General features: G+C 71.5%; 25 protein-coding genes. 11 read left to right on the forward strand and 14 right to left on the reverse strand.

Features of this window, described 5'->3' with window-relative positions; translation table 11 throughout:
• Window positions 1-241: 241 nt before the first annotated feature.
• A complete protein-coding gene (locus ACFWUZ_RS14255; protein ID WP_384371829.1) occupies window positions 242-1,906 on the reverse strand; it encodes a fumarate hydratase in 1,665 nt (554 codons plus the stop codon).
• 149 nt (window positions 1,907-2,055) lie between these two features.
• On the opposite strand from ACFWUZ_RS14255, the gene ACFWUZ_RS14260 reads away from it, so the two are divergent.
• Together ACFWUZ_RS14260 and ACFWUZ_RS14265 are read left to right on the forward strand one after the other, a co-directional pair.
• The gene (locus ACFWUZ_RS14260) at window positions 2,056-2,709 is read left to right on the forward strand and encodes a DUF1707 domain-containing protein (RefSeq protein ID WP_384371831.1); all 654 of its coding nucleotides are present in this window, start codon (window positions 2,056-2,058) and stop codon (window positions 2,707-2,709) included.
• Between the two features lie 159 nt (window positions 2,710-2,868).
• Entirely contained in the window at window positions 2,869-3,267 is a 399-nt protein-coding gene (locus ACFWUZ_RS14265) for a WhiB family transcriptional regulator (protein ID WP_384371833.1), read from the forward strand.
• Between the two features lie 170 nt (window positions 3,268-3,437).
• Here the strand turns inward: ACFWUZ_RS14265 and glpX are convergent, their stop codons facing one another.
• Complete coding sequence (glpX, locus tag ACFWUZ_RS14270; RefSeq protein WP_054221849.1) at window positions 3,438-4,469, reverse strand: class II fructose-bisphosphatase; 1,032 nt, start codon at window positions 4,467-4,469, stop codon at window positions 3,438-3,440.
• Between the two features lie 215 nt (window positions 4,470-4,684).
• Between glpX and ACFWUZ_RS14275 the strand changes: the two genes are divergently transcribed.
• Complete coding sequence (locus ACFWUZ_RS14275; RefSeq protein ID WP_384372210.1) at window positions 4,685-5,203, forward strand: DUF4245 domain-containing protein; 519 nt, start codon at window positions 4,685-4,687, stop codon at window positions 5,201-5,203.
• 98 nt (window positions 5,204-5,301) lie between these two features.
• On the opposite strand, the gene ACFWUZ_RS14280 is transcribed toward ACFWUZ_RS14275, so the two are convergent.
• The 4 genes from ACFWUZ_RS14280 to ACFWUZ_RS14295 all read right to left on the reverse strand — a co-directional run bounded on the left by ACFWUZ_RS14280 (window position 5,302) and on the right by ACFWUZ_RS14295 (window position 9,105).
• Window positions 5,302-5,892, reverse strand: coding sequence for a malonic semialdehyde reductase (locus ACFWUZ_RS14280; RefSeq protein WP_384371836.1), 591 nt, complete (start codon window positions 5,890-5,892; stop codon window positions 5,302-5,304).
• A 180-nt stretch (window positions 5,893-6,072) separates the two neighbouring features.
• Window positions 6,073-6,300, reverse strand: coding sequence for an exodeoxyribonuclease VII small subunit (locus ACFWUZ_RS14285; RefSeq protein ID WP_384371838.1), 228 nt, complete (start codon window positions 6,298-6,300; stop codon window positions 6,073-6,075).
• Between the two features lie 66 nt (window positions 6,301-6,366).
• A complete protein-coding gene (xseA, locus tag ACFWUZ_RS14290) occupies window positions 6,367-7,620 on the reverse strand; it encodes an exodeoxyribonuclease VII large subunit (protein WP_384371840.1) in 1,254 nt (417 codons plus the stop codon).
• A gap of 33 nt (window positions 7,621-7,653) precedes the next feature.
• Window positions 7,654-9,105, reverse strand: coding sequence for an APC family permease (locus ACFWUZ_RS14295; RefSeq protein ID WP_384371842.1), 1,452 nt, complete (start codon window positions 9,103-9,105; stop codon window positions 7,654-7,656).
• 86 nt (window positions 9,106-9,191) lie between these two features.
• Between ACFWUZ_RS14295 and ACFWUZ_RS14300 the strand changes: the two genes are divergently transcribed.
• Both ACFWUZ_RS14300 and ppgK read left to right on the forward strand, forming a co-directional pair.
• Window positions 9,192-10,196: a 4-hydroxy-3-methylbut-2-enyl diphosphate reductase gene (locus tag ACFWUZ_RS14300; protein ID WP_384371844.1), complete on the forward strand. Its 1,005-nt coding sequence runs from the start codon at window positions 9,192-9,194 to the stop codon at window positions 10,194-10,196.
• A 21-nt stretch (window positions 10,197-10,217) separates the two neighbouring features.
• Window positions 10,218-10,967: a polyphosphate--glucose phosphotransferase gene (ppgK, locus tag ACFWUZ_RS14305; RefSeq protein WP_384371846.1), complete on the forward strand. Its 750-nt coding sequence runs from the start codon at window positions 10,218-10,220 to the stop codon at window positions 10,965-10,967.
• A gap of 15 nt (window positions 10,968-10,982) precedes the next feature.
• Here the strand turns inward: ppgK and ACFWUZ_RS14310 are convergent, their stop codons facing one another.
• Window positions 10,983-11,429, reverse strand: coding sequence for a DUF6542 domain-containing protein (locus ACFWUZ_RS14310; protein ID WP_384371848.1), 447 nt, complete (start codon window positions 11,427-11,429; stop codon window positions 10,983-10,985).
• A 213-nt stretch (window positions 11,430-11,642) separates the two neighbouring features.
• On the opposite strand from ACFWUZ_RS14310, the gene ychF reads away from it, so the two are divergent.
• The gene (ychF, locus tag ACFWUZ_RS14315; RefSeq protein WP_384371850.1) at window positions 11,643-12,731 is read left to right on the forward strand and encodes a redox-regulated ATPase YchF; all 1,089 of its coding nucleotides are present in this window, start codon (window positions 11,643-11,645) and stop codon (window positions 12,729-12,731) included.
• A 112-nt stretch (window positions 12,732-12,843) separates the two neighbouring features.
• Here the strand turns inward: ychF and ACFWUZ_RS14320 are convergent, their stop codons facing one another.
• Window positions 12,844-13,425, reverse strand: a complete 582-nt coding sequence (locus tag ACFWUZ_RS14320; RefSeq protein ID WP_384371852.1) for a Uma2 family endonuclease — start codon at window positions 13,423-13,425, stop codon at window positions 12,844-12,846.
• 108 nt (window positions 13,426-13,533) lie between these two features.
• Between ACFWUZ_RS14320 and ACFWUZ_RS14325 the strand changes: the two genes are divergently transcribed.
• Complete coding sequence (locus ACFWUZ_RS14325; RefSeq protein WP_384371854.1) at window positions 13,534-13,875, forward strand: hypothetical protein; 342 nt, start codon at window positions 13,534-13,536, stop codon at window positions 13,873-13,875.
• A gap of 324 nt (window positions 13,876-14,199) precedes the next feature.
• Here ACFWUZ_RS14325 and ACFWUZ_RS14330 read toward each other — a convergent pair whose 3' ends face one another.
• From ACFWUZ_RS14330 to ACFWUZ_RS14340, 3 genes are all read right to left on the reverse strand, one after another.
• Window positions 14,200-14,463: a type II toxin-antitoxin system RelE/ParE family toxin gene (locus ACFWUZ_RS14330; RefSeq protein WP_384371856.1), complete on the reverse strand. Its 264-nt coding sequence runs from the start codon at window positions 14,461-14,463 to the stop codon at window positions 14,200-14,202.
• The gene (locus ACFWUZ_RS14335; RefSeq protein WP_019434848.1) at window positions 14,456-14,725 is read right to left on the reverse strand and encodes a type II toxin-antitoxin system Phd/YefM family antitoxin; all 270 of its coding nucleotides are present in this window, start codon (window positions 14,723-14,725) and stop codon (window positions 14,456-14,458) included. Before ACFWUZ_RS14335 ends, ACFWUZ_RS14330 begins: the two co-directional genes overlap by 8 nt.
• Before the next feature lie 171 nt (window positions 14,726-14,896).
• Window positions 14,897-15,079 (reverse strand): hypothetical protein, encoded by a 183-nt coding sequence (locus ACFWUZ_RS14340; RefSeq protein WP_384372233.1) that lies wholly within the window; start codon window positions 15,077-15,079, stop codon window positions 14,897-14,899.
• Window positions 15,080-15,270: 191 nt separating this feature from the next.
• Here ACFWUZ_RS14340 and ACFWUZ_RS14345 point away from each other — a divergent pair, with 191 nt between their 5' ends.
• From ACFWUZ_RS14345 to ACFWUZ_RS14355, 3 genes are all read left to right on the forward strand, one after another.
• Window positions 15,271-16,629, forward strand: coding sequence for an alpha/beta hydrolase-fold protein (locus tag ACFWUZ_RS14345; RefSeq protein ID WP_384371858.1), 1,359 nt, complete (start codon window positions 15,271-15,273; stop codon window positions 16,627-16,629).
• Between the two features lie 203 nt (window positions 16,630-16,832).
• Window positions 16,833-17,921 carry an alpha/beta hydrolase gene (locus tag ACFWUZ_RS14350; protein WP_384371860.1) on the forward strand — a complete coding sequence of 363 codons (1,089 nt, stop codon included), beginning with the start codon at window positions 16,833-16,835 and terminating at the stop codon, window positions 17,919-17,921.
• 5 nt (window positions 17,922-17,926) lie between these two features.
• A complete protein-coding gene (locus tag ACFWUZ_RS14355) occupies window positions 17,927-18,709 on the forward strand; it encodes a trypsin-like serine peptidase (RefSeq protein WP_384371862.1) in 783 nt (260 codons plus the stop codon).
• A gap of 34 nt (window positions 18,710-18,743) precedes the next feature.
• On the opposite strand, the gene ACFWUZ_RS14360 is transcribed toward ACFWUZ_RS14355, so the two are convergent.
• The 3 genes from ACFWUZ_RS14360 to ACFWUZ_RS14370 all read right to left on the reverse strand — a co-directional run bounded on the left by ACFWUZ_RS14360 (window position 18,744) and on the right by ACFWUZ_RS14370 (window position 21,944).
• Window positions 18,744-19,679 (reverse strand): EamA family transporter, encoded by a 936-nt coding sequence (locus ACFWUZ_RS14360; RefSeq protein ID WP_384371864.1) that lies wholly within the window; start codon window positions 19,677-19,679, stop codon window positions 18,744-18,746.
• Between the two features lie 54 nt (window positions 19,680-19,733).
• Entirely contained in the window at window positions 19,734-20,552 is an 819-nt protein-coding gene (locus ACFWUZ_RS14365) for an isocitrate lyase/phosphoenolpyruvate mutase family protein (protein WP_384371866.1), read from the reverse strand.
• Between the two features lie 300 nt (window positions 20,553-20,852).
• Window positions 20,853-21,944, reverse strand: coding sequence for a pyridoxal-phosphate dependent enzyme (locus ACFWUZ_RS14370; RefSeq protein ID WP_384371868.1), 1,092 nt, complete (start codon window positions 21,942-21,944; stop codon window positions 20,853-20,855).
• Between the two features lie 217 nt (window positions 21,945-22,161).
• Between ACFWUZ_RS14370 and ACFWUZ_RS14375 the strand changes: the two genes are divergently transcribed.
• Window positions 22,162-23,730 (forward strand): S8 family serine peptidase, encoded by a 1,569-nt coding sequence (locus ACFWUZ_RS14375; RefSeq protein WP_384371870.1) that lies wholly within the window; start codon window positions 22,162-22,164, stop codon window positions 23,728-23,730.
• Window positions 23,731-23,781 lie beyond the last annotated feature (51 nt).

Here is a 23,781-nt window from a genome sequence, read left to right on the forward strand (position 1 = left end):
GATGCGCTCCACCGGCCGATGCCGGATTCCTCGACCGTGACGGTGACACAGCGGTCCTCGTGGCCGGCCTCGCGCACGGGGAGGTACTCCCGGCGGTTGCGTGCCCGGAGCCGCTACCGGTCGCCGCCGTGCCTCCTGCGCAGGGCGCGCCCCCGGTGGGCGGCTCCCCCCGGGGACAGCGGGGCCACGGTGATCTGGCCCCGCTCCGGGGACTTCCCCTGCCGGCCGGCCGGGGCCCGCGTTACAGGCCCGGGCCGCGTACCGGGATGTGGGTGAACGTCGGTTCCGGGGCCGGGTTCTGGAAGAAGTCGTTGCCCTTGTCGTCCACGACGATGAAGGCCGGGAAGTTCTCGACCTCGATCTTCCAGACCGCCTCCATGCCGAGCTCCTCGTACTCCAGGACCTCGACCTTCTTGATGCAGTCCTGGGCGAGCCGCGCCGCCGGGCCGCCGATCGAGCCCAGGTAGAAGCCGCCGTGCGTGCCGCACGCGTTCGTCACCTGCTGCGAGCGGTTGCCCTTGGCCAGCATGACCTTGGAGCCGCCCGCCGCCTGGAACTGCTCGACGTAGCTGTCCATGCGCCCGGCCGTGGTCGGGCCGAAGGAACCGGAGGCGTAGCCCTCGGGGGTCTTCGCGGGGCCGGCGTAGTAGACCGGGTGGTCCTTCAGGTACTGCGGCATCGGTGCGCCCGAGTCCAGCAGTTCCTTGATCTTGGCGTGCGCGATGTCGCGCGCCACGACCAGCGGACCGGTCAGGGACAGGCGGGTCTTCACCGGGTGCTTGGTGAGGGTCGCCAGGATGTCGTCCATCGGCTGGTTCAGGTCGATGGAGACCACGTCGGCGGAGTCGTTCAGGTGCTCGTCGGTGGTGTCCGGCAGGAATCGCGCCGGGTCCGTCTCCAGCTGCTCCAGGAAGACGCCCTCGGCGGTGATCTTCGCGGTCGCCTGGCGGTCGGCCGAGCAGGACACGGCGATCGCGACGGGCAGCGAGGCGCCGTGGCGAGGGAGGCGGACGACGCGGACGTCGTGGCAGAAGTACTTGCCGCCGAACTGCGCGCCGATGCCGATCTTCTGCGTGAGTTCGAAGACCTGCTGCTCCAGCGCCTCGTCGCGGAAGCCGTGGCCCAGCGGCGAGCCTTCGCGCGGCAGTTCGTCCAGGTAGTGCGCCGAGGCGTACTTCGCGGTCTTGAGCGCGTGCTCGGCGGAGGTGCCGCCGACGACGATCGCCAGGTGGTAGGGCGGGCAGGCCGCCGTACCGAGCGAGCGGATCTTCTCCTCCAGGAACTTCATCATGGAGGCCTCGTTGAGGACCGCCTTCGTCTCCTGGTAGAGGAAGGACTTGTTGGCCGAGCCGCCGCCCTTGGCCATGAAGAGGAACTTGTACGCGCCGCCGTCGGTCGCGTACAGCTCGATCTGCGCGGGCAGGTTCGAGCCGGTGTTCTTCTCCTCCCACATGGTGATCGGGGCCATCTGCGAGTAGCGCAGGTTCAGCCGCGTGTAGGCGTCGTAGATGCCGCGCGAGAGGGCCGCCTCGTCGCCGCCTTCGGTGAGCACGTTCTGGCCGCGCTTGCCCATCACGATGGCCGTGCCGGTGTCCTGGCACATCGGGAGCACGCCGGCCGCCGCGATGTTCGCGTTCTTCAGCAGGTCCAGGGCCACGAACTTGTCGTTCGAGGAGGCCTCGGGGTCGTCGATGATGCGGCGCAGCTGCGCGAGGTGTGCCGGGCGCAGGAAGTGCTGGATGTCGTGGACGGCCTCTTCGGCGAGCTTGCGCAGCGCCTCCGGCTCGACCTTGAGGAACGTACGGCCGTCCGCCTCGAAGGTGGACACGCCCTCGGCGGTCACCAGCCGGTACGGGGTGGTGTCCTCGCCCAGGGGCAGCAGGTCGGTGTACGCAAACTCTGGCATGACGGCAGTCATTCCTCACTCGGCAGACAGCACTGACGACCAATTGGCAGCGCAGTCCACCAGCGTAGGACCTCCCGACGGGGCCGTGTCTGTGAGGTAAGGCTCATTCGGCAGTATCGCGATCTATCGTGTCTCGCTATGCTGGTGGCGTGGACCTGGAAAAGCACCCCGCCGCCCCTGCCCCCGCCGAGCTGCGCGCCTCCGACGCCGACCGGGACCGGATCGCGGAGATCCTGGCCGACGCCCTCGCCGAAGGCCGGCTGGACGCGGACGAGCACTCCGAGCGCCTCGACTCGCTCTACGCCGTCAAGACGGTGGGCGAACTGGAGGTGCTCGTACGGGATCTGCCCGTGCCCGGCACGGACCACACCCCCGCGGCCCACCCGGTGCCCGCCGCGGCCGCCCCGGCCGCCACCGAGACCGTCGTGGCGGTGTGCAGCAGCTCCGCCCGCAGGGGCCGCTGGCGGCCCGGCCCGCACACCCGGGCGGTCTCGGTCATGGGCGACATCACCATCGACCTGACCGAGGCGGTCTTCGCCCAGCAGGTCACCGAGATCAACGTGGTCAGCGTGCTCGGGAACGTCGAGATCCTGGTCCCGGAGAACGTCGCCCTGCGCGGATACGGCAGCGGCTTCCTCGGCAATTTCGAGGTGCGCGGCCAGGGCCGCGCGGAGACCGACCCGCAGGCGCCCGTCGTGATCGTCCGCGGCTTCTCCCTGCTCGGCAACATCGAGGCGCGGCCCAAGCTCGGCGCCCGCCTGGTGGACCTGGCGCGCAAGCTGCGCAAGCGGACGGACGGCTGACCCGGGGCACGGCGTGGTCCGTCCGCTGAGGGGGTGCGCGGGCGTCGCGTTTCGGACGATCCTCCGGCCCTCGGCGGCACCCAGTGCATAGGGGCGCGCACAGCGGGTAGGGACAGGTGCATCGTCTCTCGCTCGCGTATCCGTCGTCAGGAGTAGACCGTGCCGCATCCGCCGCATCAGTCCCTGCAGGTTGCCGCCGTCCAGAGCTTCCAGGGGCGCCAGGCCGCCGTGCCGAAGCCGCGGGTGCCGGCCAGGGTGGAGGACGGCCCGTGGCACGCGGAGGCGGTGTGCCGCCGCGACGAGGCGGGACTCTTCTTCGCCCCCTCCAAGGAGCCGACCGCGGCCCGGCTGTCCCGCGAGGAGGCCGCCAAGCGCGTCTGCGCCCGCTGCCCCGTGATGGTCGCCTGCCGTGAGCACGCCCTGCTCCAGCCCGAGCCGTACGGGGTCTGGGGCGGGCTGACGGCCGCCGAGCGCCGTGTGGTCCTGGCGCGGATGCGCCGCCGGGCTGCGGAGCTGCGCCAGACGCCCGGCGCCGGACCGATCGCCGCCGCGGGCTGAGCCCGCACCCCCGCCCGTACCCCGCCCGCATCTCCCGACCCCTGATCCCCGTACGCCCGCACGCCGTACCAGCCGTGCCCGGACCTCCGGGCGCGGGTGCGCGAGAGGGGCGGTCCCCCGCACGGGGCCGCCCCTCTCGCGTGCGGCGCCGACTGGGGCGCCGCCCGTTCCTACTGCGCGCGGTCGAAGTCGATCGCGCTGTACGCGCGCAGCTTCGACAGGCGGTGCGTGGAGTCGATCTGCCGGATCGTGCCCGACTTCGAGCGCATGACCAGCGAGGACGTGGTCGCGGTCTCCGAGCGGTAGTGGACGCCGCGCAGCAGCTCGCCGTCCGTGATGCCGGTGGCGACGAAGAAGACGTTCTCGCCGGACACCAGGTCGTTGGTGTGCAGGACCCGGTCCAGGTCGTGGCCCGCGTCGATGGCCTTCTGGCGCTCGGCCTCGTCCTTCGGCCACAGCTTGCCCTGGATGGTGCCGCCGAGGCACTTGATGGCGCAGGCCGAGATGATGCCCTCGGGGGTGCCGCCGATGCCGAGGAGCAGGTCCACGCCGGTGCCCTCGCGCACCGCCATGACCGAGCCCGCGACGTCGCCGTCCGAGATGAACTTGATCCGCGCGCCGGTCTCGCGGATCTCCTTGACGATGCCCTCGTGCCGCGGGCGGTCGAGGATGACCACGGTGACGTCTTCGACGGCCATGTTCTTGGCCTTGGCGACCCGGCGGATGTTCACCGAGACGGGGGCGTTGATGTCGACGAAGTCGGCGGCCTCCGGGCCGGTGACCAGCTTCTCCATGTAGAAGACCGCGGACGGGTCGAACATGGTGCCGCGGTCGGCGGCGGCCAGGACGGCGATCGCGTTCGGCATGCCCTTGGCGTTCAGGGTGGTGCCGTCGATCGGGTCCACGGCGATGTCGACCTCGGCGCCGGTGCCGTCGCCGACCCGCTCGCCGTTGAACAGCATCGGGGCTTCGTCCTTCTCGCCCTCGCCGATGACGACGACGCCGTTCATCGAGACGGTGGAGATCAGGGTCCGCATCGCGTTGACCGCGGCGCCGTCGGCGCCGAGCTTGTCGCCGCGCCCGACCCACCGGCCCGCGGCCATGGCGGCGGCCTCGGTCACTCGGACGAGTTCCAGGGCGAGATTGCGGTCGGGGGCCTCCGGAGAGACTTCGAGCTGGGGCGGCAGGTTGTGCTCGGTCATCGGAGCGCACCTTTCTGTACGACGACGGCCGGGATGTGAGGGTGCTGGAACTCTATCGGTAGGTCGACATATTGAGCAGAGCGGGTCACGTATGAGCGGAATATCGGTCAGCGGTTTGGCCTGAGCGGACATCTTGCCCTCGTCCGGGCGGGCTGCCGGGGGGACCCCGGCGGTGATCGCTCCCGGTGATGCGGGACGATGGTGCCGTGGCGAACATGAGGGGCAAGCAGACGGTTCTGGACATGATCCGCTCGCTGGCGGTGATCGGGCTCGTCGTGGCGGGTATCTACATCTTCATCCCGCACGACGAGAAGGCCGACCCGACGCGTCCGGTCGACTACCGGGTGGAGTCGAGCACGGCCCGGCGCGCGGCGCCGTATCCCGTCGCCGTGCCCGTGGGGCTCGCGCCGGAGTGGCGGGCGACCTCGGTCTCGTACGACCGCAAGGACGCCGACGGCTGGCACCTGGGCTTCCTCGACCCGGAGAAGGAGTACGCCGCGGTGGAGCAGTCCAGCGACCCCTCGGCCAAGACCATCGCCAAGCTCACCCGCAAGGCGGAGGCCACCGGCCAGACGCAGCAGGTCGGCGACCGGACCTGGGAGCGCTGGGAGGGCGAGAAGTACGACGCCCTGGTGCGCCGGGAGCAGGGCTACGTCACGGTGGTCACCGGCACCGCACCCTTCGAGCAGCTCGGCGTGCTCGCGGCGTCCCTGGAGTTCAAGCAGGGCGCGTAGCGGCGGCGGTACGTACGCAGACGGAAGGCCGCGCACCCCGGTCCGGGGGTGCGCGGCCTTCCGTCTGCCCACGTACGGCCTCGCGCCGCCCGCCGGGCTCAGACGGTGGTGACGACCTGGTCGAAGGCCAGGCGCGGCGAGCGGTCGAACCAGGCGTCCTCGCCGGGCTTGCCGATGTTGACGACCATCAGCGGGGTGTGGTCGGCGTCCAGGAACTCCTTCTGGATGCCGGCGAAGTCGGCGCCGGTCATCGGGCCCGCGGCCAGGCCGGCGGCGCGGACGCCGACGATGAAGTAGGCGGCCTGCAGGGCGGCGTTCAGCTGTGCGGACTGCTCGCGGACCGGGCGCTCGGAGAAGAAGGCGTCCTTCGCCTGGGGGAAGTGCGGCAGCAGCGCCGGCAGTTCCTCGTGGAACTCGTTGTCCGCGGAGAGGATCGCGACCAGCGGAGCGGCGGCGGTCTTGGCCTGGTTGCCGGCGGCCATGTGCTGCACGAGGCGCTCGCGGGCCTCGGGGGACCGGACCAGGGTGATGCGCAGCGGGGTCGCGTTGAAGGCGGTGGGGCCGTACTTCACCAGCTCGTAGATGGCCTGGACCTGCTCCTCGGTCACCGGCTCGTCGGAGAACGAGTTGGCGGTGCGGGCCTCGCGGAACAGCAGGTCCTGGGTCGCGGAGTCAAGAACGAGAGACATCGGGAAAGCCTTCTTCCATGCGTGTGGTGAAGCGATGTCCCCGACTGTACGGCGAAAGTAGATGAATTTTCAACTAAATGGCCGGGGCGGGTGACCGGACTCACTCCCGGCCGCCCCGGCCGGGACACCCCGGCCCCGTCTCACCCCGGTACGGCCCGGCTCGTCCCCGGCCGCCCCGGCTCACTCCCGGCCGGACTCCGCCTCACCGTCACGGGCCGCCAGCGCCGAGTCCAGCCGGGCCCGGGCCCCCTCCAGCCAGTGCCGGCAGACCTTGGCCAGCTCCTCGCCGCGCTCCCAGAGCGCGAGGGAGTCCTCCAGGGAGGTACCGCCCGCCTCCAGCTTGCGGACCACCTCGATGAGCTCGTCCCTGGCCTGCTCGTACCCCAGCGCCGTATCCGTCTCAGCCATTCCCGTTTCCCACCTCATGTGTGCAGTGCGGCGAACATGTTGCGTGCGTGTACCGGCTTCCCGGCATCATCCGGAACCGTCGTCCCCGCCGCCGGAGGACTCCGCGGCCTCCTCGGCGCGGACCTCCACGGAGAAGGCGCCCTGCGCCACCCGTGCGTGCAGCACCTCGCCCGCCGCGACCTCCTCCGACGAGCGCACCACGTGCCCGTCGGCCCGCTGGAGCACCGCGTAACCCCGCTCCAGCGTCGCCGCGGGGGACAGCGCCACCACCCGGGCCAGGGTGTGCCTCAGCTCCGAATCCGCCCGGTCCAGAAGGTGCCCCAGTGTCCTGCGGCTGCGGGCCAGCAGCGCCTCCAGCTCGTCCTCCCGGGTCTCCACCATCCGCTGCGGATGGACGAAGACGGGCCGGCCGAGGGCGTGCGCGAGGCCCCGCTCCTCCCGGTCGAGCAGCCCGCGCACGGCACGCAGCCCCCGCTCGCGCAGCTGCCGTACGCGCTCCAGCTCCTCGCCGACGTCCGGGACCACCTTCTTCGCCGCGTCCGTGGGCGTCGAGGCGCGCAGGTCCGCGACCAGATCGAGCAGCGGGGAGTCCGGCTCGTGGCCGATGGCCGAGACCACCGGGGTGCGGGCCGCGGCGACGGCCCGTACGACCTCCTCGTCGGAGAACGGCAGCAGGTCCTCCACGCTGCCGCCGCCGCGCGCCACGATGATCACGTCGACCTCGTCCAGCGCGTCGAGCTCCTTGACCGCCTGGATCACCTGGGGCACCGCGTGGACGCCCTGGACGGCCACGTTGCGCACCTCGAAGCGGACCGCCGGCCAGCGGCGCCGGGCGTTCTCCAGCACGTCGCGCTCGGCCGCCGAGGCCCGGCCGACCACCAGGCCCACCAGCTGCGGCAGGAAGGGCAGCGGCTTCTTGCGGTCCAGCGCGAACAGCCCCTCCGACGCGAGGGACCGTTTCAGCCGCTCCAGCCGGGCCAGCAGCTCACCGATGCCGACGGGCCGTATCTCCGTGGCCCGCAGGGACAGCTGTCCGCGCGGCGCGTACCACTCCGGCTTCGCCAGTACGACGACGCGCGCGCCCTCCGACACCGCGTCCGCGACCTCGTCGTAGACCTGGCGGAAGCAGGTCACGCTGACCGAGATGTCGTGCGACGGATCGCGCAGGGTCAGGAAGACCACCCCCGCCCCCGGCCGCCGCGAGAGCTGGGTGATCTGCCCCTCCACCCACACCTGACCGAGGCGCTCGATCCAGCCCCCGATGAGCCGGGACACCTGGCCAACCGGCAGCGGCGCCTCGGCCGACGTATTCAGACCCATGCACGCAGGCTAACCGGCCCGGCTGACAGCGTCTCAGGCTCCGGCCCCGGTGTCGGGCCCGCGCAGCCGCGCCGGAACCCCTCCGGGGCCGCCCGCCGGGCCCTCCCCGGACGCCCCGCCGGACCTCTCGCCGGGGCCGCGCCGCCCGCGCTGGGCGAAGAGCACCCCCAGTCCCGCCGCCAGCCAGACGGCCCCCACCAGCTGTGCCTCCCACGAGGCCCCGACGATCACCGCGAGCGTCACCGCCGCACCCAGCACCGGCACCACCAGGTGCTTCCACCAGGTGGGCGCGCCCTCCCGCCGCTGCACCACGAACCAGCCCACCACCGAGGCGTGCAGCAGGGTGAAGGCCACCAGCGCCCCGACGTCCACCACCGACACCAGGTGCCCCAGCCCGTCGTCGCGCCGCGCCGCCCACACCGCCGCGACCAGCGTGATCGCGGCCGCCACCAGCAGTGCGGGCCGCGGGGTCCCGGCCGAGGTGCGCGCCAGTACCCGCGGCAGCCGCCGCTCCCGGGCCATCGCGAACAGCAGCCGCCCGGCCGCGGCCTGTCCGGCCAGCGCCGCGAACGCCGCCCCGACGGCCTTGCTCACCGCGACCAGGTCGTGCATCCAGGCGCCGACCGAGGACTCCACCGCGGTGTAGAAGGCCGGCCCCTGCTGCGCCGGATCCGCGGCCAGCTCCGCTGCCGACACGGGCATGAGCAGCGCGGCCAGGTAGCTCTGGGCCACGAACAGCAGCCCGGCCAGCGCCAGGCAGGACAGCACCGCCCGGGCCACCCGCTCCGAGCCCCCCGTCACCTCCTCCGCGAAGGAGGCGATCGCGTCGAAGCCGAGGTAGGACAGGACCGCGACGGACACCGCGCCGAGCACGGCCGCCACCGAGAAGCCGAGCGAACCGTCCCCGGTCAGCGGCGAGAGCCAGCCGCGCCGCGGCCCGTCCTGGACCAGTACGGTCACCGCGGCGGCCACGAAGACCAGCAGGACCAGGATCTCCATCACCAGCACGGCGAAGCCCACCCGCGCGGCCGCCCGTACGCCCCACAGGTTCAGCAGGGTCGTGACCACCACGGCCAGGGCCGTCCAGACCCACCGGGAGACCTCCGGGACCAGGGCGTTCATGGCGATCCCCGAGAAGAGGTACGCCACCGCCGGGATCAGCAGGTAGTCGAGCATCGCCATCCACCCGGCGATCAGCCCCGGCGCCTCGCCGAGGCCCTTGCGGGCGTAGGTGAAGACCGAGCCGGCCTGCGGGGCGACCCGCACCATCTGCGCGTACGAGAAGGCCGTGAAGGCCATCGCCACGGTCGCGGCCAGGTACACGAGGGCGACGGCGCCGTGCGAGAGGGCGTCCAGGGTCCCGAAGACCCCCACCGGGGCCATGGGCGCGATGAAGAGCAGTCCGTAGACCACCAGGTCACGGAAGCCGAGGCTCCGGCGCAGCGCGGAGGGCGCCGCCTTGCCGGAATCCGTAGCGGACGCCATCCGTCCTCCGGGGGACAGTCGGGACAGGGTTTCGGGCCAGTGTGTGCCGTACGGGGGACGTAGGGCCTGCTGGAGACCCCCGTACGATGGAGCACATGACTGCTTCCGCCCCTGCTGCCGCTACTCGCCGTGTCCTGCTCGCCGCGCCCCGCGGCTACTGCGCGGGCGTGGACCGTGCCGTGATCGCCGTCGAGAAGGCGCTCGAGCAGTACGGTGCGCCGGTCTACGTGCGCCACGAGATCGTGCACAACAAGTACGTCGTCCAGACCCTGGAGAAGAAGGGCGCCGTCTTCGTCGAGCGGACGGAGGAGGTCCCCGAGGGCTCCATCGTGATGTTCTCCGCGCACGGCGTGGCGCCGGTGGTCCACGAGGAGGCGGCGCGCGGCAAGCTCGCGACGATCGACGCGACCTGCCCGCTGGTCACCAAGGTGCACAAGGAAGCCATCCGCTACGCGAACGAGGACTTCGACATCCTCCTCATCGGCCACGAGGGCCACGAGGAGGTCATCGGCACCTCCGGCGAGGCCCCGGACCACATCACCATCGTGGACGGCCCCGACGACGTGGCGAACGTCGAGGTGCGCGACGAGTCCAAGGTCGTCTGGCTCTCCCAGACCACCCTCTCCGTCGACGAGACGATGGAGACGGTCGACGCGCTGAAGACGAAGTTCCCGCTGCTGGTCTCCCCGCCGAGCGACGACATCTGCTACGCCACCTCGAACCGGCAGGCCGCGGTGAAGGTCATGGGAGCCGACTCCGACCTGGTCATCGTCGTCGGGTCGAAGAACTCCTCGAACTCCATCCGCCTCGTCGAGGTCGCCCTCGACGCGGGCGCGCGCGCCGCCCACCTGGTCGACTTCGCGAGCGAGATCGACGAGGCCTGGCTGGAGGGCGTCACCACCGTCGGCCTGACCTCGGGAGCCTCCGTGCCGGAGGTGCTGGTCGAGGAGGTCCTGGAGTGGCTGGCGGAGCGCGGCTACGCCGACGTGGAGCTGGTCAAGACCGCCGAGGAGTCCATCGTCTTCTCGCTGCCGAAGGAGCTCCGCCGGGACCTGCGTGCCGAGGCCGCGGAACTGGTCGCCGATAAGTAACTCGTTTCGTACCGTATGTCCATGGAGATCTTCGGTGTGGACATCGGCGGTTCAGGGATCAAGGGCGCTCCCGTGGACCTGGAGCGCGGCGACCTGGCGCAGGAACGCCACAAAGTACTGACACCACAGCCGGCCACCCCCGACGGGGTGGCCGGCTGCGTCGTCGAGGTGGTGCGGAACTTCGACTGGGACGGCCCGGTCGGAGTCACCTTCCCCGGGGTGGTCACCGGCGGCACCACGCGTACGGCGGCCAACATGGACAAGGCGTGGATCGGCGTGGACACGGCCGCGCTGCTCTCGCGCCATCTGGACGGGCAGCCCGTCACGGTCCTCAACGACGCGGACGCCGCGGGCGTCGCGGAGATGACGTACGGGGCCGGGCGCGGGCGGGCCGGCACGGTCATCCTGCTCACCCTGGGCACGGGCATCGGGTCAGCCCTGTTCACGGACGGGCACCTGGTCCCCAACACGGAGCTGGGCCACCTGGAGCTGAACGGCCACGACGCGGAGACGCGGGCCTCCGTCAAGGCCAAGGAGGACGGGGAGCTCACCTGGGAGCGCTGGGCGCACCGGGTGCACAAGTACCTCGCCCACGTGGAGATGCTCTTCTCCCCGGACCTCTTCATCATCGGCGGCGGCGTCAGCCGCAAACCGGAGAAGTTCCTCCCGCTGATCCAGGGCATCCGGGCCGAGATCGTCCCGGCGGAGCTGCAGAACAACGCGGGCATCGTGGGAGCGGCGATGGCGGCGCGGAACAGCCTGCCGCACTAGCGCTCCCGGCGCGGATCAGGAGGCCGAGGCGGTCCTGCGGGGCTGCCGGCGCCTGCTGATCAGCGCGGCCTTGCGTACGACGACGATCAGCGCGGCGACCAGCGTGCCCGCGTACAGCCAGCCGGCGTGCAGGGACAGGGCCGACACCAGGCCCATCAGCTGCCCGCCGAAGCCGCCGGAGCCGCCGGAGATCGGCCACACTCCGGCGGCGAAGGCGATGGGCACGCTGATCGGCGCGGTGACCAGGTCGGCGGGCCGGATCCAGAGCGCGGTGGCGGCGGCGACGGGCACGAAGAGCAGCCCGTAGACGAAGAGCGAGGCCCCGAAGAGCAGCCAGGCGATCCCGGCCGCCACCACCATGGCGGCGCACGCGAACAGTCCGCCGCCCAGACCCGTCAGCCGGGGCCGGGGCGGCCGGCGCGCGACCGCGGGCCGGGGCCCGCCCTGGACCGGCACGGGCACGGCGGCGTCCGTCCGCCCCCGGCGCTGCACCGGAGGTCGCCGGGGGTGAGGGGCCGGTCGCGTCCTGTATTGCTCCACCTCTCCAAAGTAGGCGGGGGGAGCGCCGGATCCGGGTGCGGACACGCGTACATCCACCGCCACTCATCGGAAAGTAAACTGTCCGACGGCCCACCTCCGGGCCGCCGCCCCCTCCAGCTACGGGAAGTCGCCAACGTGTCGCTCACGATCGGAATCGTCGGCCTGCCGAATGTCGGCAAGTCGACCCTGTTCAACGCCCTGACCAAGAACGACGTGCTGGCGGCCAACTACCCGTTCGCCACCATCGAGCCGAACGTCGGCGTCGTCGGCGTCCCGGACCCCCGCCTCGCGGTCCTCGCGGGAATCTTCAGCTCGCAGAAGGTCCTCCCGGCCACCGTCGACTTCGTCGACATCGCCGGCATCGTGCGCGGCGCGTCGGAGGGCGAGGGCCTCGGCAACAAGTTCCTCGCGAACATCCGCGAGTCGGACGCGATCTGCCAGGTCATCCGTGCCTTCAAGGACGAGAACGTCGTGCACGTCGACGGCAAGGTCTCGCCGAAGGACGACATCGAGACCATCAACACCGAGCTGATCCTCGCCGACCTCCAGTCGATCGAGAAGGCGGTGCCGCGCCTGACGAAGGAGTCCCGCCTCCAGAAGGAGAAGGTCGCCGTCCTCGCGGCGGTCGTCGAGGCCCAGAAGATCCTCGAAGCCGGGGACACGCTCTTCTCGAAGGGCATCACCAAGGGCACGGAGCAGGGCGACCTCCTCCACGAGCTGCACCTGCTGACCACGAAGCCCTTCCTCTACGTCTTCAACGTGGACGAGGACGAGCTGACGGACGACGCCTTCAAGGCCGAGCAGTCGGCGCTGGTCGCCCCGGCCGAGGCGATCTTCCTGAACGCGAAGCTGGAGCAGGACCTCTCCGAGCTGGACGACGACGAGGCCCTCGAACTCCTCCAGTCGGTCGGCCAGGAGGAGCCCGGCCTGGCCACCCTCGGCCGCGTCGGCTTCGCGACCCTGGGCCTCCAGACCTACCTGACGGCAGGCCCGAAGGAGACCCGCGCCTGGACCATCAAGCAGGGCGCGACGGCGCCCGAGGCGGCCGGCGTCATCCACACCGACTTCCAGCGCGGCTTCATCAAGGCCGAGGTCATCTCCTTCGCCGACCTGGTCGAGTGCGGCTCGGTGACGGAGGCCCGCGCGAAGGGCAAGGCCCGCATGGAGGGCAAGGACTACGTCATGCAGGACGGCGACGTGGTCGAGTTCCGCTTCAACGTGTAGTTCCTTCGTTACTGCACGTGAGATAATTTCGTCAAACGGGCAGGTCAGAAGGGGTCGGACTCTGGTGAGTCCGACCCCTTCTGCATTCCCGTGCTGACTTGGTGCTGACTTTTCAGCTGCTTCGGGGCGGCGTGAGCTTGTCGAGGTCCAGGCTGACCGCGAAGGGTACGGGGCGCTGGAGGGTGCCACGGAAGATCCCGGCGGGCGCGTATGCGCCGGTGGGTTCGTCGAGCTCGTAGACGTGGACGACGGGTGCACCTCCCTCGTCCTCGATGCACCAGTAGTGCGGGATGCCGGCCTCCGCGTATTTGCGGAGCTTCACTGTGCGATCGCGATGGGCGGACTCGGGCGATACCGCCTCCACGACGAGCTTCACGTCCTCCGGGGCGTACCAGGTGCGGTCGGGGTCATAGGGCAGGTCTGTCAGCAGGAGGTCCGGCTCGGGGCGGTTGCGGGCATCCAGGCGGATCGTCATTTCGCGCTCGACCTCGAAGCCGGCCGGTGCCTGCGCCATGAGCGTGGTGGTCAGGGCGGTGACGAGGCGGCCATGCCAGGACCGCTGGGGGGACATCATGAAGACGAGAGCTCCGTCGATCAGCTCGGTGTGGCGGGGTGCCTCGGGGAGGCGGTCGAGGTCCTCCGCGAACCAGCCTTCCGCGCGCGGCGGGCGCATCCAGTCGGGCAGTGCGGTCATGGCTTCACGGTAGCGGCCCGCAGCGCAAGCTGGAGAGCCGACGATCCCGGCCGGAGGGTTCTCGGCAATGGGCCGCGCCATAACCGGCCACCCATCCAGCAGCCGGCCATGAGCGACTCGTCGGTCCAGATCGCCACGGTGGTCATCTCCGTGGCGGCTCTCCTCTTTTCGACGACGGCCGCGTTCTGGGCTCTCGTCTACAACCGACGTCAGGCGAGAGCGGTCGCGCAAGCCGACGCCCTCACGGAGAAGGCGCAACGCGAGCAGGCGGAGCCGTACGTCATCGTCGACATCAGGCCTCGTGTCCCTGGGTCATCGCTGCTCGTGCTGGCTGTCGAGACCGAATCGACGGAGTGGAGCGCGCACCAGATCGCCAACCATCTCAAGAGAAGTGCGGATGCGCAGGAGGGGCAGTCGCGCTCCGTCGAAGCGCTGAGTCGTCAGATTTAAGAGGGCACTGGAACGTCAGAACCCGGAACACGGGCCGGACATTGAGGGCGCTGGCTCAGTGGAGTCCGCCGTCCAGCAGATCCCCATGAGCCGCTGGGCGAAGGCGGTGCTCCCGCACGATGGAGCCCGCCCAGAATCACGTTTGCGCAGGTCAAAGCTCTACGCGACACGTTCCGCTTCAACGTGTGAGCGGATGAGGTGACACCACGTCGCTGACGTGGCAAACATGCAGGTCAGGAGGGGGGCGGGCTCAGTCGAGTCCGACCCCTCCGTCATCACCGTGCTGGATGGGTGCTGGATATTCTGACGTGGGGTCAGCGGCAATCAGGTCTCGTAAACGGTGGACCGGTGTCCCACGTGAACGACCCAGACCACCAACTCTCCGTTGTCGATCGTGTAGACGACGCGATGGTCGCCGACGCGCAGACGGCGTCGCTCGGGCTGGGACACGAGTGCGGTGGTGTTGAAGCCGAGGGGGTCGGTCTCCAGCTCGGTCAGCTTGGCCAGGATGCGCAGTGCCGTGTCGCGAGGGATCTTCCGAAGCTCGGCCTGCGCCTCGGGGCGGAAGACGTTTCGGTACTCACTCACCGCGCGCCAGCGTCTCCCTCATGATGTCCTCGATCGGGATGCCGGGCGCGGGATTCGCCATACGCTCGTCGATGATCCGGTTGATCTCGCGCTCTTCCCATTCCTGGTACTTGCGCAGGACCTCGATGGAGACGACGGCGGCGACTTCCTTGCCGCGGCGTGTGATCACCGTGGGTACGTCGTCGCGGTCCGCGCGCTCCACGACTTCCGCCAGATGGGCGCGCACATCACGGATGGACTCTATGGGCAGCGGCTGCGTCATGCGCACAAGCGTACCGAGTGTCCCAGATGTACACCATGCGCTGCGGGTCTCTGGCGCTCTATCGCTCGTGCTGGATGTGCTGGATGGATTCGCACCCTGCTGGATCGGTGCTGGATGGATCACCGAGAACCGCATTATCACAGGTGAGAGCGTTGTGCCTGACGTTCCGCTTCAACGTCTAGTCGTCTCCAGGCCGACCCCGAAGGGCACCGGGCGCCGGAGGGTGCCCCGGAAGATCCCGGCGGGCGCGTAGGCGCCGGTGGGTTCATCGAGCTCGGGGCGGTTGCGGGCGTCGAGGCGGATCGTCATCTCGCGCTCGACCGCGAGGCCGGCCGGCGCCTGTGCCCGGGTCATGGCTCAACGGCAGGGGCAGCGGCTCCGGCGGGGGAGCCGGTCCGCGGAGGGCGCGGACGGGTGGCGGTGCCTGAGATTCCCTTCATGTTTTTGCGCGGTTTCGGAACTGTGCGGCGCATTCGTACATCAGGACTAAGGGATGCCCAGCCGTTCTGCCCACAGGGCAGTCATGACCGTTCGGAGCGAAGTTCGTGCACCAGTACCCGCAGCGCCCGGGGCCCGAGGGCCAGCCGTCGTACGAGGAGCCGTACCAGCGGTCCGAGGACCGGCGCGGCGATCAGTACGGCGACCGGTACGGGGAGTCGTACGGCGATCAGTACGGGGAGCAGTACGCCGGCCGGTCCGGCGGGCAGTACGCCGGCCGGACCGCCGACCAGTCGGGCGACCGGTACGCCGGCCAGTCGGGCGACCCGTACGGCCGCCCGTACGGCGAGCAGCCCCCGGGGCAGCCCCCCGTCCCGCCCCGGCAGGACGACCCCGAGTCCCCGCGGCCCGGGCGCTCCCGGCGCGGGATGTGGATCGGTGCGGTGGTGGCCCTCGCGCTCGTCGCGGGCGGCGGCGGGTTCGCCGCCTGGAAGCTCGACTGGTTCTCCGGCAACGGCGAGGCCGTGAGCTTCGGCAAGACCGCCCCGCCCGCGGCCCCGGAGCCGAAGGCCTCCGGCGGGGCTGCGCCCAAGCCCTCCGGCGACCCGGACGTGCTCATGCCGTCCGGCCCGAAGTCCGACTTCAAGCAGACCACCAAGCTCGACGACGGCACGATCATCGCCAAGACCCGCCTCGCCGGGGCGAAGTCCGGCTTCGAGGGCGACGTGTGGGTGTGGGCGCCCAAGGAGTACGACGACCCGAAGTACGCCAAGAGCGCCTTCCCGGTGCTCATCGCGCTCCCCGGCGGCAACGGCTTCCCGGCCAACTACTGGTCCGACCGCAGCCTCGGCCTCCAGAAGGCGATCAGCGAGGGGGTCCAGGCCGGTACCAGCCTGCCCTTCATCGTGATCATGCCGGTGCTCAACCCGGACAACAAGTTCTACTACGACGGGTCCGACATACCGGGCCAGGCCAAGATGGGCACCTGGATCGCCGAGGACGTCCCGGACTTCACCCGCGCCAACTTCCGTACGTACAAGTCCCGTGACGGCTGGGCCTTCATGGGCTCCTCCTCCGGCGCCTTCGTCGGGATGAAGACCGTCCTGCAGCACCCGGACAAGTTCAAGGCCGTGATCGCCAGCGGCGGCGAGATCGTCCCCGACTCCCCGCTCTGGAAGGGCCACCAGGCGGAGATGGACGCGAACAACCCCGAGAAGCTCGCCAAGAAGCTCATCGACAGCAACGGTCCCGAGGTCTACATCAACTTCCAGATAGGCACCAAGGAGACCGGGAAGGAGCGGATGACGAAGTTCCAGCAGCAGTACGGCAAGGGACCCGTCAAGATGACCATCCGCGACATCCAGAACGGCGAGCACAACGGCTGGCACTACGTCCGGGGCATGAAGGAAGGCTCCCTGGAGTGGATCAGCAAGGTGCTCAAGGCCCCGAAGCCCGCGACGGGCTGACGGGACCCCGCCCGCACCCGCGCGACCCGGGCCCGCGCGGCCCCGCACCCGCGCGGACCCGCACGGCGGCGTGGCGCGCGCCACGCCACACCCGTCCCAGGCAACCCATCGGGTCGTTCACACCTCTGTACAGGTTGTAAGGGGGACCAGTCGGTCCGGCCCGCGCTCCGAGGTGGGCGCCGGAGAAGGAACGGGACAATTCCGTGCAGCATGACCAGCAAGGCGACGGCGGCTCCGCGACCGGGGGCAGCCGTCGCCCCAAGCGCCTGCGCCTCATTCTGATCAGCGGTGGGCTCGCGCTCACCCTCGCCGCCGGCGGCGGCGCGGTCGCCTACAAGTACGGCTTCTTCTCCGACATAGGGGATCCGGTCTCCTTCGGGAAGGTCCAGCAGACGAAAGCCGCCAAGGCCTCCGACGCCCGGCCCGGCGTGCGCATGCCCACCGGCCCGGCCGCCGAGTTCGTCCGCACCCACCGGATGCCGGACGGCACGCAGATCGGCAGGACCACCCTCAAGGGCAAGAAGTCCGGCTTCACGGGTGACGTGTGGGTGTGGGTGCCGAAGGAGTACGACGAGCCGAGGTACGCCAAGAGCGCCTTCCCCGTCCTGATCTCCCTGCCCGGCGGCCGGGGCTATCCGACGAACTACTGGGGGACGGGTCCCGGCCTCGGTCTCCAGCAGGCCGTGAGCGACGGGGCGAAGGCCGGGACGAGCCTGCCGTTCGTCCTCGTCATGCCGGTCACCAACGCCGACACCCAGCACCACTTCGACGGCTCCGACATCCCCGGTCAGCCCAAGATGGGCACCTGGATGGCCGAGGACGTCCCGGATTTCGCGAAGGCCAATTTCCGGACCTTCACCTCCCGCGACGGCTGGGCCTTCATGGGCTCCTCCGCGGGCGGGTTCAACGGCTTCAAGCAGCTCCTGAAGTACCCCGACCGGTTCAAGGCGGCCATCGCGAGCGGCACGGACATCGTCCCCGACTCCCCGCTGTGGCAGGGGAACACGCAGGCCATGGACGCGGACAACCCGGAGAAGCTGGCCGAGAAGCTGATCAGGAAGGGTGGTCCGGAGGTCTACATCAACTTCCAGATCGGCACCGCGGAGACCGGCCGCGAGAAGGCCGAGCAGTTCATGAAGGACTACGGCAAGGGTCCCGTGCACACCCGGCTCCAGGTGATCCAGGATGGTGAGCACAACGGAAAGTCGTACGTACGCGGCATGAGGGAGGGCTCCCTGGAGTGGATCAGCAAGGTGATGTCCGGACCGACCCCCGACCCCGGCGTGCAGTGAGCCCGGTGGTGAAGGGGGCGTCGGCCGCAGCCGTCGCCGGGGTCGCGGCGGTCTTCGCCCTCGTGGCCCTCAAGGCGCCGGCCGACCGGCCGGCGCAGCCCTTCCCCACCGTGGGCGTGCTCATGGCCGACGGGGAGCACTGGTGCACGGCGAGCGTGGTCGACAGCCCCCGGGGCAACGTCGTCGCCACCGCAGCGCACTGCGTGGCCCCGGCCGGTGAGGACGGGAAGCCGGGGGAGCTGGCCCACGACGGCCTGGCCATCGGCGAGCTCGCCTTCGCTCCCGCCTTCTCGGGGGAGGGCTCCGGCAGCCGGCCGCTGGGGGTCTGGAAGGTCCGCTCGGTCCACGTGGACGACCGCTGGACCAAGTGGGGCGAGGACACCGCCGACTTCGCCTTCCTCACGATCGAGCCCGACGGGGACGGGCGGAGCGTCCAGGAGGCGGTGGGCGGAGGCGCGGAGGTCCCGGAACCCGACTGGACCTCCGGCTACGAACGGGACGTGACGGTCGTCGGCTACCCGGAGTCCGAGCACAACCCGCAGAACAAGCCCGTCTCCTGCACGACGCAGACCAGCCACGACGAGGACGACCCCGCCTTGCTCTACATCAGCTGCGCGGGGTTCTGGACGGGCACCAGCGGCAGCCCCTGGGTCGCCGACCGGGGCGGCCCGGACCACCCGGGGCGGCTGATCGGGGTGCTGAGCGGCGGCGACACGGACGTGGACTCCACGGCCGCGCTCTTCGACGAGCGCGCCAAGGCGCTGTACGAGCGGGCCGCACGCGGCTGAGTGCCCGGGCCCGAGGATCCGTACCGGCCGGGGGCTACTTCTTGCGCTCCGTGCTGACGATCACGCCCACGGCCGCCACGACGATCGCCCCGCCGAGCGCGATGGGCCAGGTCAGGGCCTCGTCGAGGATGAGCCAGCCGAGCGCGACGGCCACGACCGGGTTGACGTAGGCGTACGTGGAGACCAGCGACAGCGGCGCCGCCTGGAGGAGCCACACGTACGCCGTGAAGCCCACCAGCGAGCCGAACAGCACCAGGTAGCCGAGGGCCAGCCAGGACGCGGTGGAGAAGGCCGCCGGGTCGAGCCCGTGGTGCTCGCCGCGCACCAGCCCGACGAGGACGGCGCCCGCGCCGCCCGCCAGCATCTGGTACGCGCTCCCGGTGAACGGGTTGCCCGGCAGGTTCAGCTTCGACGCGGAGAACGAGCCGAGCGACCACAGGACCGACGCCACCAGGACGAGCAGCACCCCCCACAGCCGCACCGCCCCGCTCACCCCCGGCAGGGTCAGCACCGCCAGCCCGGCGAGGCCCACCAGGACGCCGCCCACGGTGCGCAGCGGCGGGCGGTCCCCGCCGGCCGCCCGCAGCGCGACCATCCACAGCGGGACCGCGGCCACCAGCAGCGCGGCCAGGCCCGACGGCACCGAGGTCTCGGCGAGCACGACCAGGCCGTTGCCGCCGAGGACCAGCAGCAGGCCGACCAGTACCGCCGAGCCGGCCTGGGCCCGGGTGGCCCTGAGCGCGGCCGGCCCGTACCGCCAGGCGACCGCGGCGGCCAGCAGCAGGCCGGCGGCGAGGAAGCGGGCCCCGGCGGACAGGAACGGCGGCATGGTCTGCACGACGATCCGGATCCCGAGGTACGTCGAGCCCCAGACGACGTAGACGAGGACCAGGGCGGTCCAGACGGCGCCGGTGATCTTCCGTGGGGCGACGGGGGCGGTCACGCCCCCGGCCGGGGTTGATGTGCGCATGTCCGGGATCCTAGATGGTTGGCCTATGCAGGCTTCGGTGGAATACCTGGTGTCTCAGCCCTTGAGCAGCGCGTTCAGCTCGCCGTAGGGGAGGGATTCCGTGAGGGAGCCGTACGTGCCTCCGGAGAGCAGCTCCTCGGTGGCGCGGCGGACGACGGCGTACGCAGCCTCCGCGACCCACGAGCCGAGGCTGACGCGGGCGACGCCGAGCGCGCCCAGCTCCGCGACGGTGGGGGCGCCGGGGGCGGCGAGGACGTTCAGCGGGGCGTCGATGCCCTGGGCGAGTTCGGCGACGGTGGCCGGGTCGGTGACCCCGGGCACGAAGATCCCGGTGGCGCCCGCCCGGAGGTAGGCGGCGGCCCGGGCGAGGGTGTCGTCGAGCCGGGCGGAGGCCTCGCCGAGGCCGAAGAGGTACGTGTCGACGCGGGCGTTGATGTACAGCGGGACCCCGGCGGCCTCGGCGGCGGAGCGGGCCGCGGCCAGCCGCTCCGCGTGGTCGGCGGGGGCGCGGCGGCCGTCCTCGATGTTGATGCCGACCGCACCGGCGGCCAGCACCCCCGAGACCGTTTCGGCCACGGCGTCGGGCCCGGCGCCGAAGCCGCCCTCGATGTCGGCCGTGACCGGGACGGAGACGGCGGAGGCCACCCGGGAGACGAGGTCCAGGGCCCGGTCGCGGGCCAGCACGTCCCCGTCGGGAGCTCCGAGGGACCAGGCGACGCCCGCACTGGTGGTGGCGACGGCGGCAGCGCCGGCGGCTTCGACGAGGCGGGCGCCGGCGACGTCCCAGGCGTTGGCGAGGGCCAGGGGGCGCGCGGGGTCGTGCAGGGCGGCGAACGCCCGGGCCCGGCCGGCAGGATCAAGCTGTCGAGTCATGGCCCCAGTTGACCAGACGGCCCCGGACGAGGCTGGCGATTTTCCGACGCCAAGCCCCTGCCGGCCGCCTGCACCCACGGCCCGGCTCCGGCCCGGGCCGGCCCACTCCGGCCCGGCCCGGCCCAGCCAGCCCAGCCCAGCCCGGCCCGCCCCGGCGGCGCCCCGGCCCACCCAGCCCGGCCCGGCGCCCCGGCCCCACCCGGCCCGCTCCGGCCCGGCAGCGGTCCCGCCGGGCCCGGCCCGCCCCGGCGGCGGCCCCGGCCCGTCTCGGTCTCCCGGGCCGGCCGCAGGCGTTCGGGCCTACTGCGCGCCGCAGAGCGGCAGGACCGCAGTGCGCCCCTGCAGGGGGTCGTCGGGGGCGGTGGGTCCCACCGCGGCCCAGCAGGCCGCGGCCGTCGGCTCCACGAAGAGGCCGCGTCGGGCCAGGTCCGCCCGGGCCTCGCGCAGGCGGTCCTCCGACACGGTCAGGAAGGTCCCGCCGGACTTGCGCACCGCGGCCAGGATCTGGCGGGCGCGCGCCGGCGAGGGGATCGCGATCCCCTCGGCCAGGGTCGGGCGCTGCGCCACCGGCCCCGCCTCCTCCGCGCCCGCCGCGAAGGCCTCCGCGAGCGGCGCCACCGCCTCGGCCTGCACCGCGATCAGCGCGGGCGGCCGTACCCCGCGCCGGGCCAGCTCCTCCACGGCCAGCGCGGCCCCCAGCAGCAGGGTCCCGTTGCCCACCGGGACGACGAGGGCCTGCGGGAGCCGGCCGCCCAGCTCCTCCCACACCTCGTACACGTAGGTCTTGGTGCCGTGCAGGAAGTACGGGTTGAAGACGTGGCTAGCGTAGAAGACCCCCGGCCGGTCGGCGGCCCCCCGGGCCGCGTCCGCGGCGGCGTCCCGGCCGCCGGGTACCACCCGTACGGCCGCGCCGTGGTCCCGCAGCCGTCCGGTCTTGCGGTCCGAGGTGCCCTCGGGCACGAAAATTTCACAATTGAGCCCGGCTCGCGCGCAGTACGCCGCCACGGCCGTCCCGGCGTTGCCGCTGCTGTCCGCCACGACCCGTTCCGGGGCCAGCCGCCTCGCCAGCTCCGCGAGCATCACCGCCCCCCGGTCCTTGAAGGACAGGGTCGGCATCATGAAGTCGAGTTTGGCGTGAACCCGCTCCGCCAGCGGCACCAGTGGAGTGTGCCCCTCCGCCATCGACACCGCGAACGCCCCCGGCAGGGGCAGCGCGGGCGCGTACCGCCACAGGGAGTTCGGCCCGGCGGCCGGGTCCAGCGCGGTGGCCGGATCCGGAGTGAAATCGAGGTCCCAGGGGCCGCCGCAGACCGGGCAGCGCCAGGGGGCCGTCCGGACGTCTGCGCAGGTCCCGTCCTCCGGGCAGACGTATCCGGGCAGTGCATGCGTCATGTGCGGATCGCCTTTGCTCGATCATGGCCGCCGTATGGCACGGATGTTACGGCTGCGCGGTCCTCTTGTGGAGGCGGCATGGCTGGGTCAACCTTTCGGAAGCGACAGCCTGTTGGGCCATCTGCCTTGTCATGACCCCGCCAAAGTCATGCCCGGGAGGACCCTGCGGCTGCACGTAACCCCCCGCAACGCACCACCTATGAGGAGGACACCTCACATGTCCGTGATGCGTCACAACCGCCGGAAGATCGCCGGCATCAGCGCGACCGCCGTCGTGGCCCTCGCGCTCGGCGCGGCCGCCGCGCTACCCGCCTCCGCGGCCGACCAGGGAGCACTCGGCGTCATCGAGAACGCGGGCGCCGCAGGCTCCATCTCCGGCAGCTACATCGTGACCCTGAACGACTCCGCGCGCTCCACCGCCGACAGCGGCAAGGCCGTTGCCAAGCGGTACGGCGCGAAGATCGACCGGACCTACAGCGCGGCCCTCAACGGCTACTCCGTCGAGGTCTCCGAGGCCCAGGCCCGGAAGCTCGCCGCCGACCCGGCCGTGAAGTCGGTCGTGCAGAACCGGACCTTCACCGTCGACGCCACCCAGCCCAACCCGCCGTCCTGGGGCCTGGACCGCATCGACCAGCGCGCCCTGCCGCTGAACCAGAGCTACACCTATCCGGACAAGGCCGGTGAGGGCGTCACCGCCTACATCATCGACACCGGCGTCCGCAAGACGCACCAGGACTTCGGCGGCCGCGCCTCCGACGGCTACGACGCCATCGACAACGACAACACCGCCCAGGACGGCCACGGCCACGGCACCCACGTGGCCGGCACCGTCGGCGGCGGCGCGTACGGCGTGGCCAAGAAGGTCAAGATCGTCGGCGTCCGCGTCCTCAACAACCAGGGCTCGGGCACCACCGCCCAGGTCGTCGCCGGCATCGACTGGGTGACCCGGAACGCCGTCAAGCCGGCCGTGGCCAACATGTCGCTCGGCGGCGGTGCGGACTCCGCGCTCGACACCGCCGTCCGCAACTCCATAGCCTCCGGCATCACCTACGCCGTCGCGGCGGGCAACGAGTCGACGGACGCCTCCACGAAGTCCCCGGCGCGCGTCGCCGAGGCCATCACCGTCGGCGCCACCACCAACACCGACGCGAAGGCGAGCTACTCCAACTACGGCTCCATCCTGGACATCTTCGCGCCGGGCTCCTCCATCACCTCCACGTGGGGTACGGGCGACACCGCCACCAACACGATCTCCGGCACCTCGATGGCCTCGCCGCACGTCGCGGGCGCGGCCGCGGTCTACCTCTCGCAGAACCCGGGCAGCACCCCCGCCCAGATCTCCGCGGGCCTGGTCGCCGCCTCCACGCCGAACGTCGTGACCGGACCCGGCACCGGTTCCCCGAACCGCCTGCTCAACATCGGCGGCGGCGGCACCGTCCCGCCCGGCCCGCGCTTCGAGAACGCCGCGGACTACGCCATCAACGACAACTCCACCGTCGAGTCGCCGATCACCGTCAGCGGGGTCTCGGGCAACGCCCCGGCGGCGCTGAGCGTCCCGGTCGACATCAAGCACACGTACACCGGTGACCTCAAGGTCGACCTGGTCGCCCCCGACGGCACCGTCTACGTCCTGCACAACCGGGCCGGCGGCAGCACGGACAACATCATCCGGACCTTCACGGTCAACGCCTCCTCCGAGACGGCGAACGGTGTCTGGAAGCTCCGGGTGAACGACAACGCGAACGTCGACACCGGCAAGATCGACTCCTGGGCCCTGCAGTTCTGAGAACTGACCGTGGGGCGCTGAACCGGAGAGGCTGAACCGGCGGCGCCGAGC

Source organism: Streptomyces sp. NPDC058646, from assembly GCF_042716875.1.
In the GTDB taxonomy this organism is placed as follows: Bacteria; Actinomycetota; Actinomycetes; order Streptomycetales; family Streptomycetaceae; genus Streptomyces.

What these genes read in the sequence shown, in the direction of transcription:
- ACFWUZ_RS14360 (WP_384371864.1), bottom strand. Translation starts at nt 19,679, where the DNA reads ATGCGCACATCAACCCCGGCCGGGGGCGTGACCGCCCCCGTCGCCCCA.
- ppgK (WP_384371846.1), top strand. Translation starts at nt 10,218, where the DNA reads ATGGAGATCTTCGGTGTGGACATCGGCGGTTCAGGGATCAAGGGCGCT.
- ACFWUZ_RS14295 (WP_384371842.1), bottom strand. Translation starts at nt 9,105, where the DNA reads ATGGCGTCCGCTACGGATTCCGGCAAGGCGGCGCCCTCCGCGCTGCGC.
- ACFWUZ_RS14300 (WP_384371844.1), top strand. Translation starts at nt 9,192, where the DNA reads ATGGAGCACATGACTGCTTCCGCCCCTGCTGCCGCTACTCGCCGTGTC.
- ACFWUZ_RS14375 (WP_384371870.1), top strand. Translation starts at nt 22,162, where the DNA reads ATGTCCGTGATGCGTCACAACCGCCGGAAGATCGCCGGCATCAGCGCG.
- ACFWUZ_RS14340 (WP_384372233.1), bottom strand. Translation starts at nt 15,079, where the DNA reads ATGACCCGGGCACAGGCGCCGGCCGGCCTCGCGGTCGAGCGCGAGATG.
- ACFWUZ_RS14365 (WP_384371866.1), bottom strand. Translation starts at nt 20,552, where the DNA reads ATGACTCGACAGCTTGATCCTGCCGGCCGGGCCCGGGCGTTCGCCGCC.
- glpX (WP_054221849.1), bottom strand. Translation starts at nt 4,469, where the DNA reads ATGACCGAGCACAACCTGCCGCCCCAGCTCGAAGTCTCTCCGGAGGCC.
- ACFWUZ_RS14370 (WP_384371868.1), bottom strand. Translation starts at nt 21,944, where the DNA reads ATGACGCATGCACTGCCCGGATACGTCTGCCCGGAGGACGGGACCTGC.
- xseA (WP_384371840.1), bottom strand. Translation starts at nt 7,620, where the DNA reads ATGGGTCTGAATACGTCGGCCGAGGCGCCGCTGCCGGTTGGCCAGGTG.
- ACFWUZ_RS14320 (WP_384371852.1), bottom strand. Translation starts at nt 13,425, where the DNA reads ATGACCGCACTGCCCGACTGGATGCGCCCGCCGCGCGCGGAAGGCTGG.
- ACFWUZ_RS14255 (WP_384371829.1), bottom strand. Translation starts at nt 1,906, where the DNA reads ATGCCAGAGTTTGCGTACACCGACCTGCTGCCCCTGGGCGAGGACACC.
- ACFWUZ_RS14325 (WP_384371854.1), top strand. Translation starts at nt 13,534, where the DNA reads ATGAGCGACTCGTCGGTCCAGATCGCCACGGTGGTCATCTCCGTGGCG.
- ACFWUZ_RS14275 (WP_384372210.1), top strand. Translation starts at nt 4,685, where the DNA reads ATGAGGGGCAAGCAGACGGTTCTGGACATGATCCGCTCGCTGGCGGTG.
- ACFWUZ_RS14285 (WP_384371838.1), bottom strand. Translation starts at nt 6,300, where the DNA reads ATGGCTGAGACGGATACGGCGCTGGGGTACGAGCAGGCCAGGGACGAG.
- ACFWUZ_RS14280 (WP_384371836.1), bottom strand. Translation starts at nt 5,892, where the DNA reads ATGTCTCTCGTTCTTGACTCCGCGACCCAGGACCTGCTGTTCCGCGAG.
- ACFWUZ_RS14335 (WP_019434848.1), bottom strand. Translation starts at nt 14,725, where the DNA reads ATGACGCAGCCGCTGCCCATAGAGTCCATCCGTGATGTGCGCGCCCAT.